General features: G+C 22.5%; 18 protein-coding genes. 9 read left to right on the top strand and 9 right to left on the bottom strand.

Annotated elements, in window-relative coordinates; genetic code table 4:
* Positions 1 to 11 precede the first annotated feature (11 nt).
* From ACQH25_RS00180 to ACQH25_RS00145, 8 genes are all read left to right on the top strand, one after another.
* Positions 12 to 1343 carry a hypothetical protein gene (locus tag ACQH25_RS00180; protein ID WP_425381295.1) on the top strand — a complete coding sequence of 444 codons (1332 nt, stop codon included), beginning with the start codon at positions 12 to 14 and terminating at the stop codon, positions 1341 to 1343.
* A 3-nt stretch (positions 1344 to 1346) separates the two neighbouring features.
* On the top strand, positions 1347 to 1637 hold the full coding sequence (locus ACQH25_RS00175; RefSeq protein WP_425380762.1) for a hypothetical protein: 291 nt from the start codon (positions 1347 to 1349) through the stop codon (positions 1635 to 1637).
* Complete coding sequence (locus ACQH25_RS00170; protein ID WP_425381294.1) at positions 1603 to 2439, top strand: hypothetical protein; 837 nt, start codon at positions 1603 to 1605, stop codon at positions 2437 to 2439. The genes ACQH25_RS00175 and ACQH25_RS00170 overlap by 35 nt, the downstream gene beginning before the upstream one ends.
* A gap of 1 nt (position 2440) precedes the next feature.
* Positions 2441 to 3346, top strand: a complete 906-nt coding sequence (locus ACQH25_RS00165) for a hypothetical protein (RefSeq protein WP_425381293.1) — start codon at positions 2441 to 2443, stop codon at positions 3344 to 3346.
* Entirely contained in the window at positions 3347 to 3865 is a 519-nt protein-coding gene (locus ACQH25_RS00160; RefSeq protein WP_425381292.1) for a hypothetical protein, read from the top strand.
* Positions 3866 to 3868: 3 nt separating this feature from the next.
* Complete coding sequence (locus ACQH25_RS00155; protein ID WP_425381291.1) at positions 3869 to 4219, top strand: hypothetical protein; 351 nt, start codon at positions 3869 to 3871, stop codon at positions 4217 to 4219.
* Positions 4220 to 4262: 43 nt separating this feature from the next.
* On the top strand, positions 4263 to 5879 hold the full coding sequence (locus tag ACQH25_RS00150; RefSeq protein ID WP_425381290.1) for a hypothetical protein: 1617 nt from the start codon (positions 4263 to 4265) through the stop codon (positions 5877 to 5879).
* 148 nt (positions 5880 to 6027) lie between these two features.
* A complete protein-coding gene (locus ACQH25_RS00145; RefSeq protein ID WP_425381289.1) occupies positions 6028 to 6456 on the top strand; it encodes a hypothetical protein in 429 nt (142 codons plus the stop codon).
* A 348-nt stretch (positions 6457 to 6804) separates the two neighbouring features.
* On the opposite strand, the gene ACQH25_RS00140 is transcribed toward ACQH25_RS00145, so the two are convergent.
* From ACQH25_RS00140 to ACQH25_RS00115, 6 genes are read right to left on the bottom strand one after another with little or no spacing between them, the layout of a single operon-like run.
* Positions 6805 to 6975 carry a hypothetical protein gene (locus ACQH25_RS00140; protein WP_425381288.1) on the bottom strand — a complete coding sequence of 57 codons (171 nt, stop codon included), beginning with the start codon at positions 6973 to 6975 and terminating at the stop codon, positions 6805 to 6807.
* Between the two features lie 39 nt (positions 6976 to 7014).
* On the bottom strand, positions 7015 to 7329 hold the full coding sequence (locus tag ACQH25_RS00135) for a hypothetical protein (protein ID WP_425381287.1): 315 nt from the start codon (positions 7327 to 7329) through the stop codon (positions 7015 to 7017).
* 45 nt (positions 7330 to 7374) lie between these two features.
* Positions 7375 to 10353: a hypothetical protein gene (locus ACQH25_RS00130; RefSeq protein ID WP_425381286.1), complete on the bottom strand. Its 2979-nt coding sequence runs from the start codon at positions 10351 to 10353 to the stop codon at positions 7375 to 7377.
* Entirely contained in the window at positions 10271 to 11635 is a 1365-nt protein-coding gene (locus tag ACQH25_RS00125; protein WP_425381285.1) for a phage portal protein, read from the bottom strand. The genes ACQH25_RS00130 and ACQH25_RS00125 overlap by 83 nt, the downstream gene beginning before the upstream one ends.
* Positions 11622 to 13130, bottom strand: a complete 1509-nt coding sequence (locus ACQH25_RS00120; protein ID WP_425381284.1) for a hypothetical protein — start codon at positions 13128 to 13130, stop codon at positions 11622 to 11624. Before ACQH25_RS00120 ends, ACQH25_RS00125 begins: the two co-directional genes overlap by 14 nt.
* The gene (locus ACQH25_RS00115; RefSeq protein ID WP_425380771.1) at positions 13114 to 13488 is read right to left on the bottom strand and encodes a hypothetical protein; all 375 of its coding nucleotides are present in this window, start codon (positions 13486 to 13488) and stop codon (positions 13114 to 13116) included. The genes ACQH25_RS00120 and ACQH25_RS00115 overlap by 17 nt, the downstream gene beginning before the upstream one ends.
* A gap of 100 nt (positions 13489 to 13588) precedes the next feature.
* On the opposite strand from ACQH25_RS00115, the gene ACQH25_RS00110 reads away from it, so the two are divergent.
* Complete coding sequence (locus ACQH25_RS00110) at positions 13589 to 14725, top strand: Mbov_0401 family ICE element transposase-like protein (protein WP_425381283.1); 1137 nt, start codon at positions 13589 to 13591, stop codon at positions 14723 to 14725.
* A 1054-nt stretch (positions 14726 to 15779) separates the two neighbouring features.
* On the opposite strand, the gene ACQH25_RS00105 is transcribed toward ACQH25_RS00110, so the two are convergent.
* The 3 genes from ACQH25_RS00105 to ACQH25_RS00095 all read right to left on the bottom strand — a co-directional run bounded on the left by ACQH25_RS00105 (position 15780) and on the right by ACQH25_RS00095 (position 20956).
* A complete protein-coding gene (locus tag ACQH25_RS00105; RefSeq protein ID WP_425381282.1) occupies positions 15780 to 17933 on the bottom strand; it encodes a hypothetical protein in 2154 nt (717 codons plus the stop codon).
* 187 nt (positions 17934 to 18120) lie between these two features.
* Positions 18121 to 19740 (bottom strand): lysine--tRNA ligase, encoded by a 1620-nt coding sequence (locus ACQH25_RS00100; protein WP_425381281.1) that lies wholly within the window; start codon positions 19738 to 19740, stop codon positions 18121 to 18123.
* Between the two features lie 190 nt (positions 19741 to 19930).
* A complete protein-coding gene (locus tag ACQH25_RS00095; protein ID WP_425381280.1) occupies positions 19931 to 20956 on the bottom strand; it encodes an ABC transporter ATP-binding protein in 1026 nt (341 codons plus the stop codon).
* Positions 20957 to 21016 lie beyond the last annotated feature (60 nt).

Here is a 21016-nt window from a genome sequence, read left to right as displayed (position 1 = left end):
GAGAATAAAAGATGGCAACAACATATATTGACCCAGTAAGAGCATTAACTATTGGTGGTAATAGTAAAACTGAAAATGCTATTTTAAGTATTGCTGAAGCACAAGTTAGAGGAGTACTTAATAATGATGCTAATACTATGTTTTTTAGAACATCAGCAATTGCTGACCAAATAGCAACATTAAATGGTATAGGTACTGCTATTTATCGGATTGCTGAACGTATTACCTGAGGTAGTGATTATGACCCGATGACTGGTGCAGTTAATCAATGAACACAAGCAAAATCAACAACAGTATATATGGATCAAAAATTAACTTTAAAATGAAGAGTTGAAGAGTTTGATATGGAAAGATTTTTAGCAAGTGATCCAAATATTAGAGCAACATTAATTGCTGAATGAAGTTCTTCAATGATTAAATCTTATTTATTTGTTATGGAAGCAATTTTTTTAACTGGTATTAAAGATTATTGTATTGCTAAATCACAAGTATTACCTATTAATTTACTTAATTTAACACCAGATAGTGCATTAGAAGCATTTTATATAATTGGTAATAAAAATAATAATTTAATTAAAAAAGTAACTAAAGCAGAAGTTGGAGTTAATTTAACAGATATTAAAGGTGCAGTTGGTTTTACAAGTTATTTACAATTTACAAAAATATTTCAAAAATTAAATTATGCTGCAATTGCTGCTGATACTGTAGTAACTGGACAATTATATAAAGATAGTATTTTTGGTACTGATTTAATGAAATCATTTTATTTAGAACAAATATTTCAACATGGTACAGAAACAGGTTTACATTTACAAAAAACATTTGATTTACGAAAAATGTTTAGTGCCTTTATTCATAAAAATGCTGTTGCTATGCCGACAAGTTTTCAATCTATTCGACAAGTAATTGATAACGAAACTGGTAATTTAAAATGAATTTGTAAAGCATTATATAGTGTTCCAACAATGATTAGAGGACATTTACAATATATTATTCAAGCAATTATGCCTACAATAGCAGAAATAACACAAGCACAAAATTTAGAATATTCAAAAGTTCAAGATAAATCTACTGCAACTTATAAAATTGCTGATTTTGATAATTTTATAATTGATTTAGAAAATTTAATTTATATTACTGATTTAGGAAAAATTACTATTACTGGAGATAAAATTACTTTACAAGAATTAGAAAATGCTATTAAGTCTAAAAATTTATCATATACAACTGGTCATGTCGATATTACTGAAATTACAAATACAAGTGCAACTATTACTGCAAAAGATAAAGATACTTTATATAAAGGTTTTGTAGTCATTAATTATGAAGCAGTAAAGGCTTAATTTATGCAATATATTTATAATTTTATAAATAAAAAAACAAAAATTATTATTAATTCTCCAAAGCCAGAAGAATTAAATACTAGTGAAGATATAAGAGCAATATTACTTTATGAATTTCCAGAATTAAGAAATGATTATTTTATAGTAAGTAATGTTCATGATAATTTTGCAGTATTAGTTGGAGATAATATTATTTGTAAAGGGAAAGTCATAATTCAAATTAAAAAAAATAATCAATTATTAAAAGGAGAAAATAAACATGCCACAACATGCTGAGATTATACCATTGAATAATAATTATACTTTAACTAAATTAATAAGAACGGGCATTAGTCCTATTTGTGCAATGATTGGTACAAGTGCATATTATGGGCAAGTAATAGCAAATCCAATATTAGGAAGTATTAATTCTTTATTATTTGGTAAAAAATTAGGTTTAGATATCTGAAATTTGAACCAAAAACCAACTACTAAAACTAAATTAATTAATAGTAGTAAAAAAATATTATTAGGATTAGGAACAATTGGTTTAACAAATTATAGTAAATTTACTAATAATTCAATTAATCCTAATCCAACAGAAAGTCCAATAATTACAACCACAGTAAATCCTTTTCCACCAGATTTATTATTTAGTAATGATAATACTACTAATAATCATTTAATGGATTGAGATACTTACATTTCATTAAATGCTTATGGTATCACCAATGTTATTAATGGTTTAACTGAATTAATACCTAATAAATTTGCAACGATACGAAAAATAGCAAATATGGCAACTGGTGGTTGTTTAATTAGTAGTGGTGTTGCGATGGGGATTAATAACGATTTTAATAATGCTTATGCAATACCTACTATTATTGCAGGAATAAGTGAAATTATTCATAATTTATTACCTATGGAAACAGTACATAATAATACTGAAATGCAAGAAACTTCCTTTACAAATGAAACAACAAGATTAATTAATGATGATAGATTTACTATTAATAGTGAAACAAGTAGTCAATATGGTAGTGATAATATGAGTGAAGTACCAGTAAATAATGATAATACTTCATTAAATTGAGATTATAATCATATGAGTTTATAACATGATTCCACAAATAATAGAATTAATTTATTATATGTTAGCAAGTAATGATATTAGAATTTTAATATTTGATTTATTAAAAGATTATTTTAAAAATAAAGATTTTCAAGAAACTTTAAAAAATGAAAATGTGAGTAAAGAAGAATTAGATCAACCATATAGTATTTTTAATCCAAATATATTAAAAAAATTACTTAATATTATTACTCCAGATGAAATTAAATATTTACGTTCAATTATTAATAAATTAAGTAAATTTTCTGAAAAAGGTGTTACAAAAGAAAATAAAGAAAAATTAAATAAAGCAGAATTAAATAAAGATAGTCAAGATTGAGTAATATTGTCTAGTTCTTGATTTAAAAAAGGTACATTTTATAAATCAAATATACAATTAAAATCTGGATTATTAACTGGTTTATTTCAAAGTGATACAAGTAAAAATAAACGTTGATATGGTCCTTATACTTATCCATCATTTCCCGAAGAAATATGAGTATTAATGACACAACAACGGGGTAAAAATGGTTCTGGTGCTGGTAGTATCTTTTGAAAATATTGATTAAGAAGTTGATTACCAAGTCAATTACGAGCATATGTAAAGAAAAATCTTAAAGATACTTTAGGTATTACTAAAGGAAGAAAAAGTTATTATGTTTTACAAGCAAAAAATATTAATATTTTAAAAACTTCTGCCTTTATTAATCGATTAGAACGTGGTTTTTTTAGACTTAAAACATATAAAACATTATCTAGTTCTGAAATTGGAAGTAAAGCATATCGAGATGTAAGAAGAACAATATTTACTACTAATAAAAATAGTACTTTTAAAAATATTGGTTATTCAATTTATAAAAATAAAAATACTTATAAAAAATATAGTATTAATGGTAAAAGTAAAGGAAAGTAGGTGATAATTATTATTGATTTAGAAAAACCAATTAAACCAATTGGGATATGAAATACTATTAATCCAATTTCAAAAGATAATAAAGAATTTAAAAGATTAAATAAAATTTGATTTAATAAAAATAGTACTCATATTGATAAAATAAAAATTTTAATATCAAATATTTTAAAAATAACTAGTCATATTATAGGGATGTTAATAACATTATTTTTTACAACAACACCATGATTAATACCTAAAATACCAATAGAAATGGGAATAGGAAGTTATACTAATCAATATAATTTTACATGACCAGATCATTTAATATTAACTTTATTTCCTATGTTTGGTCATATTGGCTTAAATCTTATTACTAAATTAGGGAATTATGGAAAATTAATTAAATATGCATTAATAACTATACCAATTATTATTACAAGTCCTTATTTATTTTATCAATATAAACAAATTAAAATGCATAAAAAAGAATGTAAAAATTGTAAACAACATTCAAATAAAATAGAAAAGGTGGAATAAAAAATGAATTTTTCAATAGAATTAATATCAGCAGTATTAAGTGGAGCAGTTGCTAGTGGAATATGTATTTCATTAGGATTTTTATTATTTGGTAAATCAATTACAAAATCAAAGAAAAGTAAATTAGCAAAAGAATTAAAACAAGAAAAATTAATTAATTATATTACAAATAATATTAAAGAAATTAATAAACATTTACAATTAGAAACTACATCAGTTGCTAAATCTTTAGATAGTTTTAATAATAATGAAGAAAAACAAGAATTAATTGAAAATGATATTATTCGCCAAAGAGCTTCTAGAAAAGAATTAACTGAAAAAGATAAGAAAAAAGTAACTAAAGTTAAAATTTAAAGGGTTTAAATACCCTTTATTTTACATTAAGGAGTAAATTATTATGGCTATTAAAGACCCATTAATGTTTATTACAGTAGAAGAATTTAAAGAAAGTAATTATTTTAATAATACTTTATTTGATGATATTACTACACCAGATAATGATATATGATTAGCAATTACTCAAGCTAGTGATTGTGTTAATTATGCTAGTGGTAATAATATTAGTACTAAATGACCAGAATTAGAACCTACAGAATTTACTGATATTGTACAAACGGCAACTGCTCATCAAGTAAGATTTATTCTTGGTAAAGGTGTAGATTATATGAGAGCACAAGCAAGTATTGCCCAAGGTGGTATTACTTATCAACAAACTAACCCTAATGATCCTTATTATATTGTGCCAGAAGTATATATTAATTTATCTAAAATTAAAGAAAGATTAACTTTTCAAGGTTTTGCTATTAATGTTAAACCATATCAAAGTAATAGTTTTATTAGTGCAAAAAATGATAATAATTTTTTTGAATCATATTTAAGAATTACAAATTTACAAAGTAATGATGTTAGAACTAAAATTATTAAAACTAATCCTATTGGTATTATAGGTACTACTATTACTATTGATACTAATAATATTAAAAGTATTGATAATTTAACTACTGAAGAATTATTTACCCAATATTTTAGTAATGATAGTATGCAACTTGTCGATGGTAAAATGGGTCAAAAAGAAAAAGTTATTAGTCTAAATAATAATGTTTCTAATATTTTAATTAATCAAGCAGAATATGATACTTTACAGACAAATAATAAAACTGTCAGTGGTGCTATTAATGAAATAAAAAATAATAGTAGAGATAGTATATGAAATAGCACAAGTACTGATGCTAATTTAAAATGAGCAAGAGATATTAATTTACAAGGTTGAAATTTAACACGAGTTGGTGATCCAAAATTAGAAGATGATGCTGCTAATAAAAGATATATTGATAAAAAATTAGAAAATAAAGTAGATATCGATAAATTTAAATATGCTTTTGCTGTAAATGCTCTTGGTACTGATAATCCTGCTTTACAAACAACAGATAAAACTATTGTTGGTGCTATTAATGAATTAAAAGCAAAAATAAAAGATAAAAAATTTGCAAATAAATATTTTAAATATAATACTGAAACAAATGAAATTACATTACATGATGAAGAAAATTCATTACTTTGTAAAGATTTATTTGAAAATAATGAATATAAATTATTAAAAACAAAAAATAAAAAATTATTACAAGCAATTAATGAAATATTAGAAAAGCAACCAAATAGTTCAAAATGAAAAGAAGTTGGAACAAAATTAAATATAAATCATATTCAATATGATTTTAAACCAAATAATAAATATAAAATTTATTATAATTTTGAAAATCAAATAAGTAGTAAAAAATATATTTTTATTTGTAAAGAATTTTTATATGGTGAATTAAATACAGATATTCAATCTTTGGATTGAGATAATGTTAATAATAGAATAATGGTTTCTTTACAACTACAAAATAATACAATTTATACCATTAGTAACTCAGGAAAATTTCAATATGGTCAACTTTTAAAATTAGAAGAATTACAAGAAGAAATTAATAATAAAGTATATAATAAATTTAATAAATATAAGAGTAAATAATCACTAAATTATCTATATTTAATATAGAAAATATGATACAATTAATAGAGAGAAATTATACCGTTCCTAAATTAATTTCTCTTTTTTTTATTTTTTAATTTATAATATTATTAAGTGTAGGTTAACAATTTAGGACGGTTTTTTATTTATGAATAATAATGTTAAAAATAAATTAAAAATACGTGAATGAAATATTTATATTGCTAATATTTATTATATTGATAGTAACGAATGAAAACAACGTCCCGTTATAGTTTTATATATTATAGGGAATAGTGCAACAATAATACCATTGACAACTAAAATGGAAAAAGAACATTGAAGTGATGTTAAATTTTTATTAAATAAAAAAGAAAATCGTGCTAAATTAAATAATATTCAAAGAATACATATAAATAACATAAAAAAACCTGCACTTGAATATAATGAAAATAGTTATAAATATGCTAGACTTTCAGAAGATTTAAGAAAAGAAATAGAAGAAAAATTTAAAAAATTATTTTTTCCTAAAAATAATATAAATTTAATAAATGATAATAATGTTGATACTTACTTAATTGAAAAATATTCTATATAAAAAAACTACTTAATAAAAATAAGTAGCTTTTAATTAAAATATATAGACCATATCTAGATACAAATATGGGTATTGCTTTCGCTACGCTAGTTATATAAATATTAGTGATGTTTTATTTATATGAAAGACCATCACATTATATCGTGCAACAGTTCGTGTATTATGATGTTCAACATGCTTGTCCACAAAATGAAAAACAAATAATATTTATTTTATGTAATTTTTGAATTAACATAGTATCTAATTAACTAGTATGTGTAAATATTAACACATTTAAAAAATAAATTTAATAATTCAATTTTTAATATTTTAAAATAAAAAAAGTTACCTTAATTGGTAACTTCATGTTTATAATTTACTTTGATATTTTTTAATAATTTCTTTAATTTTTATTCTTTGTTTTTCTATTTCTTCACCATTGCGTATTACAGTTTTTGCAGAATTTGGTATTTGTGATTTTAATAAAAAAAGTTTTTCGTATTCTTCTTCCAATTCTATTATTAATTCATTTACTAACATAATACTCACCCCCTTTCTTTGATTAAAATAAAAAGTTACCTAAGTAACTTTATTTTTTTCTTCTACTTTTAATGCATTTTTTACTTTTTTTCTTTGTTCATAATCTCACAATATTTTATTATTTCTTGTAATTCCTAATTCTTTTAATAATTCATTATATTTTTTTTGCATTATTATAATTCCAATTATTAATCCTACAATATTAAGTGTTAAAAATAAAACTAATATTCCTCATGCACTTCTATCCTCTCTTACACAAGTTAACATTCCTATTCCTATAACTGTAAATAAAGCAATAAATCCTAAAAGTAATATTGAACCTAATATTGTTAATCAAATTGCTCATGTTGGCATATTTTTCTCCTTAATTAATAATTTTATAAAGAAATAATATAATAATTATCGTGCATTTACAACTATTTTAGTAATAGATATTGAATAACTATCAACATTTTCAGCATAATATAAATTTGATCCATTAGGAGAACTATTAGTTCTATTTGCCAAAGAATAAATATAAATTGGAAATAACTGTAAATTAAAATTTAATCTACTATTATCTAAATGCTTAAATCCAAGTAACATTTCACTATTATATTCTTTAATATATAATGTTCCCCTATTTTCACTTGCTGAAACACTAACTGTTTTTTCATTTAATTTATATAAATTATTAGAATTATTAACATGCATACCCATTGTAGCAATACCATAATAACTATATCCTAAATCAAAATTATATCTATGTATAATTTCATTACTATCATTAATTACTAATTCTTTATTATCATTATAATAATTTAATTCATTCAAATTATAACTAAGCATTCTATTATATTCTTTTTCGTAAAATGTTTGAGATGTATAAAAATCTGAATAAGTAGAAGTAGTATTTGTATGTTTACTTGTTTTATAATTTCAAGAAACATAAACATCAATACTTTTATAATAACGTTGTAAATCATTAAAAGTATTAATTAATAATGTAGGGTCTAATTTAGATTTAATATCTAAATTAATTTCTAATGGTTTAATCTTAATTGAGATATTATTAAGTCATCTTGCTGGATTATAAGTCATTACATAATTACTATCTACATCAAATACTTTTTCTAATGATAAATCAGTACTATAATTTGGATTTTCTGGAATTATTATGATTGATTTTGCTATATTAAGTGGATTTGGTGGTAATATATTTGTTGGATAACTAAAAGTAGTTTCTTCACTTTCATTATATTCATCATGATTAGTTTTATATAAAGTAGTTCAATTAAAAGCATTACTAGTTAATAAACCAGTATTTTTATATCTATATTGTGCAATTGATATTTCATTATAATTACCTTGATAAGTATATGGATTATCACTATAAAATGTATGTCTTTCTTCACCTTGATGTAATGATTGTGTTACTATTGTATCAATAATATAAGCATAATTTGAACCATCTATAACACCATTACTTGTAGGATTTCATTGTGTTTTAGTATCTTCATTAGTTAATAGTGAAGCGATATCTAAAAATTCTGTATCTTCTGCTAAGATATAAACTTTATCATTTTTCTTTTGTGATAAATCAACAGTACTAATTTGTTCTTTTGTAGTTAATTTTTCACCAGTTTTGGCATTTCATGGATAGACACTAATTCTATCAGTTAATTTCATTAACATTGCAGTAGTAGAAACATTAGCACCTAACATTTTACCAATAGCAAAATCTCCAATATTACTAAATACATTTAACGGAATAAATCAATTATCATTGTTATTATTACCAATAATACTTGATAAATTAGAAGCAAAAAAAGCAGACATAAAACCATTAAAAAATGGCATTTTTTTATATTGTTGAGAATTTTGAGTAATAATAAATCCTACTGGTATACCTAATGTTAAAGCATTTAATAATTTACCTACTAATGGAATACTAGATAAAGCAAATGGTAATCATTGATTACTATCATAGGGCATTTGTACTAAGGGACTAAATACTACACTATTAAAATTTAAAATAGCAGACATATATTTTTGACTTATTTTACTATAATCAACTGTTGGTGAACCAATAATTAAATTAGTATCTGGATCTTTATATTTAAAATTACTAGACATATCTACATTATATTCACCTTTTAAATTATTGATATTTCATTCACTATCTCAAAACATTTTTGCTTCACCAATTGCTGTACCATTACTTTTAATTGCTAAATCTTTATTACAAGTAAGTAATCCTTTAAAATCTTTTTGTGTAAATATATCAAATTGTTTTGCTTTTAAAAATTCTTGTCATGTTTCAAAATTAGTATATCCAGTAGGTCTTGCATCCATGATATTATAAAATGTTGTTTCGGGATGACTACTAGTAGTTATTTGATCATTAATACCAGCAAATAAACCACCATTATTTTTAATATTAGTTGTCGAATGGTCATTATTACCAGCAATAAATAATCTTCTTGAAGCAAATACTTTACTTTCAAATATTTCTTTTGTTCCTTGTTGTATAGGTTCTTGTCCTTGTATGATTGGTCTACCATAATAATAACAACTTGCTAATAATTCTAAGCCATAACTTTGTCGGTGACTATATCTTACTCCGATATCACGCATTAAAATACGATTTAAAGTAACTATACCATTTTCAATAGTAGGAAAAGCATAACCACTACCAGGACTACCATAATTAATAAATCCTAATGTAGTTTGTCCACTAGCTTGTAAGTTATCATTAATACTACTAAATGTGATAACTTGCATACTAAATGCTTGATTATATGGACTATAATAATTTGTTACATTTGAAATATATAATAATTGTCGATCTTGATTTTTATCTTTACCACCTATATTTTCATTTTTATTATTAAAAACAGTAAAAAATTGTAAATAATCATCAACTGTAATTTGTTCTTCAAACATTACTAATGTATATTGTCTTTTAGTACTAATAGTTTTAAATATAGTTTGACCAGTTAAATTATTAAAATCAACGCCACTATTATCTTCGATAAGATAAGCATTTCAATAATCACCAATGTTATATTGTTTTGTATAAAATTCATCTTGTCCAGTAATTTTATTAGTATTTGGGTCGATTATACCTTTATTTTTTTGATATATTTTCGTACTATTTTTTCAAATAACTACTACTGGAGTATTACCAGTTAATATTAATTCATATTGTCCAAAATCAGTAATTTTACTATTAATAGATTTATATCCAGTTTCAGTTACAGGAATTACACCATTATTAATGGTAAATGGAAATATTTTTCATTGTGAACAAGTTTTAATTTTTGCTTGTTGTAATTTTAACGCCAGATGTGCTTGTCTTGCTGTTATCTTTCAAATTGCGTTGTTCATCATTGCCATTATTATCACCTAACCTTTTCATATCTTTTTCTTGTTCTTTATCAATTTCTTTAACGATACTTTTTGCTTGTAAATTATTAACATGTCTAATTTGACCAATAGCTTCATGTCTGGCAATTAATCCATAATCTAATTGAAATTGTAATAATTCTTTTTGTTGTAATTGGTCAGTCATGGCAATCGGTAAAAAATCAAAAGAATAAGGTCTTTCTTTCTTGCCATCTCAATATTTATTATGTATCATTCAGATATCAATTAATCTTTGGATATAAGGTTTATAATGAGCAATTTTAAATTCTGTTGTTTCCATATCTAATTTATTATTCATTAATGATTTAGTTTTATTTTCATAATTAACACCACTAAATTCTTCATAATCATAACCAGCACCATTATATATACTTTTCATTGTGCCATTATAATCTATAAAGTATTCACTAAATTTAGGAGCACCTTGTACTACTTGGACACCACCTTTACCAACAGTATCATAATCCATACTACTAACTTCAATAAAAGCATCTGCTATAAATTCTGATATATCACTTTTACCCATTAATAAATCTAATAATTTTTCATTTGAAACTTTACCATAAATACGAGTTTGATTTAATACTCGTTCTTTTCTTTTTTGTTTAATAATATGATTGACATCATTAATTAAATCTGCTACTGGCATACAATCTGGATAACCATTAAATGTAGTTGATTGACCAAATAATAAAGGATTTGGTAAATTTGTTATTTCTACTATTGGTAAAAAACCAAATGGATTTTTTAAATTATATTCTAAATCTGGTTCATTTTCTGGCATAACTTTCGAATGAGTTGTACCTAAGATAATTTCTTTATCAATTGCATTAAATATTTTTACATTTACTATTTGTGGCGTAATAGTAATTCATGTCAAAGTTTGATTATCTGCTTGGACATTTGTAAAAAATAATTCTGCTGCTTGTTCTTGTTCATTAATTTTTGCTACGCGATTTATAAAACTAGGACTTGGTACTGTTAATGATATTGAACCATCTTTATTTAACATTCAAAATAAAACACATCTCCCTAATAAACTATTTTTAATAAGAAATTTTGCTAATTTTTCAAATCATTTATCTTTATAATAAAAATTATTTCAATCATTTAATAATTTTTCATCTTCACTTTGTAATAATAATCCTTTACCAAGAACTAAACGTGTACTTTTTTGTGCAATAATTCTTGGTATATCTAAATATCAATTTCTTTTATCTGCTAAATAAAAATTAGTATTATATAAATCCATTTTCTAATTCACTCCTTTTCTTTGCTATTAATAAATCATTTCCTATACTACTTTGTAACGCTCTCATCTCAGACATAAACATATAACAAATACTATCAAAAGTATCATCATGTAAATCTAACATTTGTGGTTGATTATTATTATTTTCAAGTTTTGGTTTTGCTAATCATTGGATTAAACCTAATTGTCTTTTTGTATTAGGACAATTATTTCAATCAATACTTACTATTCCTTTAATTAAAACAGCAGTTAATCAATCAATACGGTCTCTTATATAATAATTTTCTTTAATAACAGCATTAAATGATAATCAAGTAATATATTTATCTTTAAGTATTTTATTTGCTACATCAATAAATGCTTGTCCACCATTACCATAATCAGTAGTAACTATTAATCTTGTTTGCTTCATTCTTGGGAATTCATAAGCTACATTAAGATAAAAATTAATTATTTCATGAGCTAATTGAAAAGTATCTTTATATTGCATGGCATGTTGACCTGCAAAGCTTGCATTGGAATGAAAATATTCTTTATAGACATGTGCTTTTGTTTTTGTTTGATTTAAAAAACCAATATGAGCACTTGTTGGATGACCAGTTATACTAGTTGCCATACCAATATCTAAACCAGCACGAAAATAATAGGGTTGAAAATCTAATTGTGTTTTAACTAAATTTAATATTCTGGCAAAGATAGCACCAGTTAATACACTAGGGACACCATCATATCAAGATTGTGCTTTTATTGGACCTAATACTTTTAATTCTGCTAAATTATTAATTATATTTTCTGATAAATATTGTTTATTTAATTTTCAATTTGAATAATGAAATAATTTTAATATATTATTTTCAATTATTGATTTTATTTGTTCATTATTTTTTTTCATAATTTCTAAATTATAAGGTACACGATTATTCATATATTCAATATGATATTGATATATATTATCTGGATTACAAGTTGTTATTTTAATTCTTTTTTTAGCATTACCAATAGCAAAAGTAATTGCTTGAAATTCTTGTTGTGTTAATTCATTTGCTTCTTCTTCTCATTCTATTATTAAATCAAATCCTTTTATTTCACTTCTAGAAAGACCTTTAAGTGGTATTCTATCATTAGAATTAGAATAAACACCCATAACTCTAATAAATGACTTTGTCCCTTTAAATCTAAAATCTGCTTGTTTATTTGGATATTTTAAATTAAAATCTGTATAATCTTGAAATCCAGCAGAAATAAATGATTCATATACTTCTTTAACTAAATCATTAATATCTTTATTTAATTTTCGAAAACCATATATCGCAACTTTTTTATTTTTTTTAAGAGCAATGGCAAATAATATAGGTAATATCATTGCGACACTAAATGTCTTACCTGAGTATCTACTTCCACTTAAATTATATTCATCATGTGTAAAATCAACTTCATCTAATAATCAATAAACTATTTCATATAAATAAGTAAATTCGTTATTCATTACTGTCATTGTCAATTTTCCTTATACTGGGTAAATTAATAATAATATTACTATTTGCTTCTTGGGTTTCAATATTTGGTAAATCAAAATCATTAGGATGAGATAGTCGTCAATGTTGATAAATTATCTCTGGTTTAACAAGTGCTTTTTCTAACATATGAGTAGAAATTTCGGCACGTGCTTTATCATAACTTTTTAAAAATTTACGTTGTCATGGACTACTTCTGCGTCGGCAATCATATACAAATTTTCTATCGATATCAAGTGCATTATTTAAACCTTGTGGAGTTAAGATTTTTTTTTGAGTTCTTAAATAATTACTTATTTTTGTATCGTAATCTCCTAATTCTTTACGTTTTGCTGGCATGATATTACTCCTTATTTATAAATATTATAAATAAATTATATCATTTTATGTTAGCATTATAAATGCTAACATAGATTTAAAAAAGAAATGGAGTGAGATTTTGACTTTTAATTATGTAAATTTTAAAGAATTGAGTAATAAATATTTATTAAATAAATTAAAAATTAAATATATTAATTATGATAATAATTATTTTAAAAATTATCATAATAAAAAATACTTTAAAGTTTCTAAAATTAGAAAGAGAACTGTATTAACTGAATATGGTGTATTAACATACTCTAGAAGAATATATAAAAATAAATATAATGGTAATATTTTTGTACCTACTGATATCTATGTTGGTATTAAACCTTATTCACGTATTATTAATGAAATAAAAAATATAATTATTAATAAAATTGGTCAAAAAAAATCTTATAAAAATATACAAGATGAATTTAATATATATATTTCAAAAACTACTATTTCAAATATTTTTAAAAATATAAAAGTTAAAGAAATATTACCACAAGAAAAAATTAAGGTAAAAGATAATGAATATATTTATATTAATGTTGATGATTGTTTTGTACCAGTTTGAAATAAAAATAAAAAAAGAAAATTACAAAAAATTAGAAGTATTTCATATAATACTGGTAAAAAACAAATAAGTAAAAATCGTAATAAATTATTAAATAAAAAATATAATTTTATGTTTAATTATAAATTTACTCATGATTTTTATCAAAATAATCCTACTGTAGAAAGCACTTGAAAAGGATTAATAAAATATTATGATTTTTATAATCCAAAATTAGTGGTAGCAGGTGATGGTGCTGGATGAATTAAAAATTTAGCAAAATATTTAGGTGCTTATTATGTTTTTGATAAATATCATGCAATTTCATATTTAAAAAAAGCATATAATTTAGAAAGTAAATGAAGAACAATAATTAGTAATATTGAGAAAATAAATAATTATAAAATTTCTTTAAATTATTTTTGTAATGGTCAATATAATGAATTAATAGAGTTTTTAACTAAAACAAAAGTTAATAAAGAAATATTAAAAATTTTTAAAAATAATAAACAAGGTATTATTAATCAATCTGCTAGTTGAAATATAGGTTGTAGTGCTGAAAGTGATATATTTCATTTAGTTAAATCTCAAACTAAAGGTGCAAAAACTTATAATTATAAAACATTAAATAATATGTTAATAGCAAAAATTAATTATTTAAATAATAGAATTTAATTTTTTAATTTTAAAAAAATAAAAACTTAAAGATTTATCTTTAGGAATTTTTGTTATAATTAAATTATTAATAATATTATAAACTTTAATTTTAACACTTGTAATTATAGTTAATCAGTGCTACAATTATAATACAAATATAGATTTTAGTAGTCTCTTTGTTTACTTATTTTAAAATCTATCCGTAAAATTTATGCGTCCTTTATATTAGTAATAATAATATTTTTAAAATAAAAGATAATATTTATTTTAATATTTTTTCTTTTATCTTTTTAAAAAAATGTTTTTTGTTGCTGTAAATTATTTGGATTTCTTTCATCATTAAAATATTTAACAGTATTAACTTCTTGTTTAAATTTTATTGCTGGTTTATATGTTAGTAATACTTATGAACTTTCTTCAAAAATTAAAATAGTATTTTCTTGTAACATTTCCAATCTTTGATAACCACATTATGTCAAAATGATCATTTTAACGCATCATCATGATTATTATGACAAAAATTAGCACCATTATTTACTTAATAAACATCTAAATGATTTTCTTTGGTAGAACAAATTAAAAGTATATTACCAAACTGATTAGAATAATCAATAATGTTAACATTATTGATTATTAAACGTTAACGATACTTAAATAACCATTTCGCGCAGCGCATATAATATTACCTTTTTGATCTAAATAATTAGTATGCACCCCATTTGCTATTAAGCAAAATTATTTTTTCTAATAGTTAGTATTAGTATACTAAAACCATCATTAGTTATGTAATTAATATCAGACCCGTTGTTAACTGATAATTTAACTTTATTTAAATTTTAATTATTAATAGCATTAACTAATTTTTTATTGTTGCTAGGAAAAAAATAATATTATTTTTTCCAAATATAATTAAATATTTTTCTCTCCTTGTAAATAATTGATTTAATTATGTAATAAACCTAAAATATTATTAATTTGTTATATTTAACGTTAAAAATGATATTTCTGTTTTTAATTACAAATTTAATCAATTTGCATTATCTAAATTTTGTCGAATTTTATCTTTTGCCTTCTATAAAGAAACAGATTTTGATATTGGAATTTCTTTATTTATCTCAGCACATATATCATTTTCAACTAATAATTTTATTTCTTGTTCAAATAATTGATTTTGTAGATCTTGTTCTTCTTTTTTTTGAAGTTTGCTATTAAACTTATTTTTTAACTCCTTACATTTTTCCTCAGTCAGTTTCTTTTTTGTTATCAAAGAAATCCCAATATTTTCTAATCTTGTACTTAAATCGTTAACTTCTTCTTCATGTTCTTCTTTTATTAAAATTAGTTTATTTTCCAAATCTTTTTTCTCATCTTGACATTTTTTTAATTGTTTTTCTAGTTCTGCTTGTTCATCAATTTTTTGTTGTGATCAACTAGTTTTTCCCTCTTTTCCATTTATTTCAGTCTGGGTTTCGGCAGTTTTAATTTTTAATTGACTAGTTTCCATTAAAAATTTCCGAGAATTCTTTATTATTTCCTCATTTGCGTTTTTAATTATTGCTTTTTCCTCTAATTCAAAACTAACTTTTAAAACTTCAAAATTATTTTTAAAATCATTTTCTATTTTTTCACTTTGTTGCTTCATAACTTGCAAGTTATTTTTGATATTAAATTCTTCATTAAATAATAAAATTTCATTTTCATTTATTATTCAACATTCTTCAAGACATTTAATAAATTTTTCATCTTCTAATTTATTAAATTTATTTAAAAAATCAATAAATTCTTTTTGATTTTTATCAATTTTTTTAATTCATTTTTCTTTTATTTTTTGTAATTCAGATAACATCCTATGTTTATTTTCTTGAAAAACTGCTTGAATTTTTCTATTTTTTTCATCAATTTTTTTTATTCTATTATTATTGATATCTAATTCAGTCTTATCTCTAATAATATCATATTCTAACTCTGTAATATCACTATTCTTTGTTTTAACATAGCATTCTTTTTCATCAATCAATTTTTCTAATTTATTTAAATATTGTTTTTTTGCATTTTTACTGTCAAGATTATCTTCAATTAATATTTGATCTTCAAAATTATTTTTATTTAATTTTTGATCTTGTCAATAAGTAATTTTTTTAGTCTTTATTTGTTTTTTTCGTTTTTCTAAATTCTTAATCTGTGTTCTTTTTGTTATTACCTCTGCTTGAAATTTAATAGCTTTTTGTTTTTGTTCTTCTATGTTTTTTTGTAACTGTTCTATTTTTGCTTCTATTTTTGCTTTATTTTGAATAGTTTCTGCTTGCTCACTTTCAAAATTTTTCTTTTGAACACTAAATTTTTTAAATATATCAGTATATATTTTTTCTTCATTTTTAATAATTTTTATAAGATATTTATTATACACATCATCTATTAATTTAGAGGAAACTGAAAAACCTTTAATAGATTCGTTAGTTTCACCTTTTAAATCCTTATCTTCTAAATTTATTGTATACTCATGATTATTATTTTTCACTCTAAATGCTCAAAAAGATAAAATAAACTGCGTTATAATTTCTTCTTTAAATAGTTTTAAAAAAATTTTCTTGCTTTGATTTTCTAATTCTCTATTTTTTTGAGACAATTTTTTAACTTCTTGATCAATTTCATTTTTTAATTCTCGTGTATTTTTTAAAAAAATTTTTTTATTTTCAAAAACAGTTAAACTCATTTTTTCTAAAAAATTAACATCATTAATTATTCTTTTGTTTAAAGAAACAAAAAAATCAAAATAATTTTCGATATTAGTAACTACAACATTATTGTTATTAATTTTACTTTGTTCATTAATTGATAATTTATTTTGTTCTAAAAATAATAATTGTTGATTTTGTTCTTTAATTTTATTATTACATTCTATTATTAACTCATTTAATTTTTTAATCAATTTTAAGTTTTCTTTTTTTTGAAAAAAATAAGTAAAAAAATTATATTTTAAATCATTTCTTATTTCTTTAATTAATACATCTAAATTTGTCTTTGTGATTTCTTTTAATTGCATTAACGGTAATGATGCATCTATGTTTTGAGATGTAGTTGGTTTTGAATTAGAAAAAAAATCATCTTTTTCAATATATTCTTCAAATAAATCTTCAAAAACTGCAATAACCGCATCTAAACTTTCCTTATTTAGAGGAAAATTTTTAAATATTTTTAATAATCTTAATTTATCAATTCAAGACATAAATCTGATTCTCCTAAATTATCTATATAAAAATAAAAAACCCATTTGTTTTAAATAAAACAATGGGTTTCAAAACTTATAATTTTAATCTTTTCGTTTATAATATTAAAATGTTCCTTAATTTAAAAGGATATTTATATTATAACAAATTAATACTTAATAATTTAAAAAAAAGATAAATTAACTATTATTTTTCGTTTTTAGGTTTCATATGTGGAAATAATAATACATCTTTAATACTACTTTGACCAGTTATTAACATAACTAACCGATCAATACCAATCCCTAATCCACCCGTTGGTGGCATACCATATTCCAATGCTTCTACAAAATCTAAATCCATAGTTGCTGCTTCATTATTACCATTATTTTTTTCTTTTACTTGCTCTTCAAAACGATTATATTGTTGTAAAGGATCATTTAATTCCGAATAAGCATTAGCATATTCTCTACCAGCAATAAATAACTCAAAACGATCAGTAAACTCTTTACTGTTTTTATTTAATTTAGCAAGTGGTGAAATTTCAATTGGATAATCAAAAATAAACGTTGGTTGAATCAAAGTTTCTTCAACAAAAGATTCAAAAAATAAGTTAATAATATGACCAGTACTATTATAATGTTGTGGAATATGAAGGTTATAATTTTTTGCAAGTTTTAATATAAGTTTAAATACTTTATTTTTCTCAATACTCCTAATGTTATCATCTTCAATATTATGATACTTTGCAATCATAGTACTAATTTTCTGAAAACTTGTAGTAAATTTTTCATCTTTAATCATTGCTTTTTTAATAGCATCAATCATGCTAATTTTTGTTCATGATTTTTCAAAATTTAATATATTTTCTTCATATTCTAATATTAACTTATTATGTACTTTATTAATTAAATGTTTTATACAAGTTTCTGTTAAATCCATCATAAATTTCATATCTTGATAGGCTACATAAATTTCAATCGTTGTAAATTCAGGATTATGTTTTTTACTCATTCCCTCATTACGGAATAATCTACCAATTTCATAAACTTTTTCAAAACCACCAACTATTAATCTTTTTAAATGTAATTCGGTAGCAATTCGTAAATATAAGTCAGTTTTTAATGTATTATGATGAGTAACAAATGGCTTAGCGGTAGCTCCCCCATATACTTCTTGTAAAATAGGTGTTTCCACTTCTAAATATCCTTTATTATTCAAAAAATTTCTTAATTCATTAATAATTTGTGTTCGTTGCAAAAAAGTTTTTTTAGTTTCTTGATTCATAATTAAATCAACATATCTTCGTCGATAACGCTCTTCAATATCTGTTAGACCATGAAATTTATCTGGTAAAGGTCTAAGGGCTTTTGATAACATGACAATATCATAAATTTGAATTGTTAGTTCTCCCTTATTAGTTTTCATAACTTTACCTTTAATACCAAAAAAATCACCTAAATCTGCATATTCTATAAATCAATCAAATTTTTTTTGACCAAGATATTCTGGCTTTAAATAAATTTGAAATTTACCTGTTTGATCTTGTAAATGCGCAAAAATTGAACCCTTTCCCATTTCTCTTTTTGTCATTAATCTACCTGCCATTTTAATTTGATCATTAGATAAATTAGCAACAAACTTCGCTAATTCTTCTTTACTTTTGCTTTTAAATTTGTCATTTAGAATTTCATAATTATAATTTCTCTCTCAATTACGTCCATAAAGATCATAGTTTTGTTTATATAAATCTTGTATTTTTTGATATCTTAATGCTTCTTGTTCTGTTAACATATGCCCATTAATTTCAAGTTTAATTTCTTTCATTGTTTTCATCCTTTATATTTAAAAATAAGTATTTAAAATAAAAATTAAGTTAAATAAGATTGTTTAGTTTATACATAATAATATCAATTTTCAATAGTGAATTCTACTGTCAACAATTAATTTTAAATTTTATAATAAAACCCTTATTAAAATAAGGGTTAAAAAATCACTTTACTTATTAATTTTAATACTAACTTCAATTTATGTCGCTTGGTTTCATTGGTTTTTCATTATTCCTTATACTAATAATTTTACCATTTTTAACATTAATAACGGTATTAGCGACATATTGAAAGTTTGGATTATGAGTAACCATAATAATTGACGTTTTGTATTCATGATTAACATCTAATAAAATTTTTAATACCTTCCGTCCCATTTCTTCATCAAGGGCACCAGTTGGTTCATCACAAAATAAAATTGTTGGATTTTTGGCTAGTGCTCGACCAATCGAAACTCTTTGCTGTTGACCACCAGATAATTGACTTGGAAATTTATTCATATGTTCATCCAACTCAATGACTTTGAAAATATCATCAATTGTCATATTTTTATTTTTATTTTTAGCAAGATTTTCACCAACTTCAGCATTTTCACGAGCTGTTAAATTAGTTAATAAATTATATTGTTGAAAAATAAAACCAACATTGTCTCTTCTAAATTTAGTTAAATGACTATCCTTTAATAACGATAAATTATATCCAGCAACAAAAACATCACCAGTATTTGCCTTATCTAATCCTGAAATAATATTTAATAACGTTGTTTTTCCACTACCAGAAGGGCCTAAAATAACAACAAAATCACCTAACTTAATTTTTAAATTAACACCTTTTAATACTTCATATTCTAAATCTCCTGTTAAGTAAGATTTTTTAACATCAAATAACTCAATCACGTTAGTATTAGTATTTGGTATATTGTTAGTGATTGAGATAATTTTACCTGCTAAAATTTCTTTTGAATGGGTTTTTGTCAATTTTTTAATTTCTTTTTGATTATCTTTAAAAACTTTTAATTTCCTTTTATTTACCTCAATTTCTTCTTTTGACTCTGGCTTATCATGGGAGGCGTGAACTGGTGATAGTACTGGTTTTTCTTTTTCTTTTGCTACTGATTTTTTAATAAAACTAGATTTTAATTGATTTTCAGTTTGCTTTTTATTTACATTATTTTTATCACTTTTTTTTACTTCTTGATTATTATCCTTTTTCATAATTATTTCTCCTTTTCAATCCCAAAATTTATAAACAATAAACTTATTTTATCAATTACT

It is taken from the genome of Spiroplasma endosymbiont of Polydrusus pterygomalis (assembly GCF_964030825.1).
In the GTDB taxonomy this organism is placed as follows: Bacteria; Bacillota_I; Bacilli_A; order Mycoplasmatales; family VBWQ01; genus Spiroplasma_E.
The sequence above is the reverse complement of the archived record's forward strand: the minus strand, read 5'-3'. Positions and strand labels throughout refer to the sequence as shown.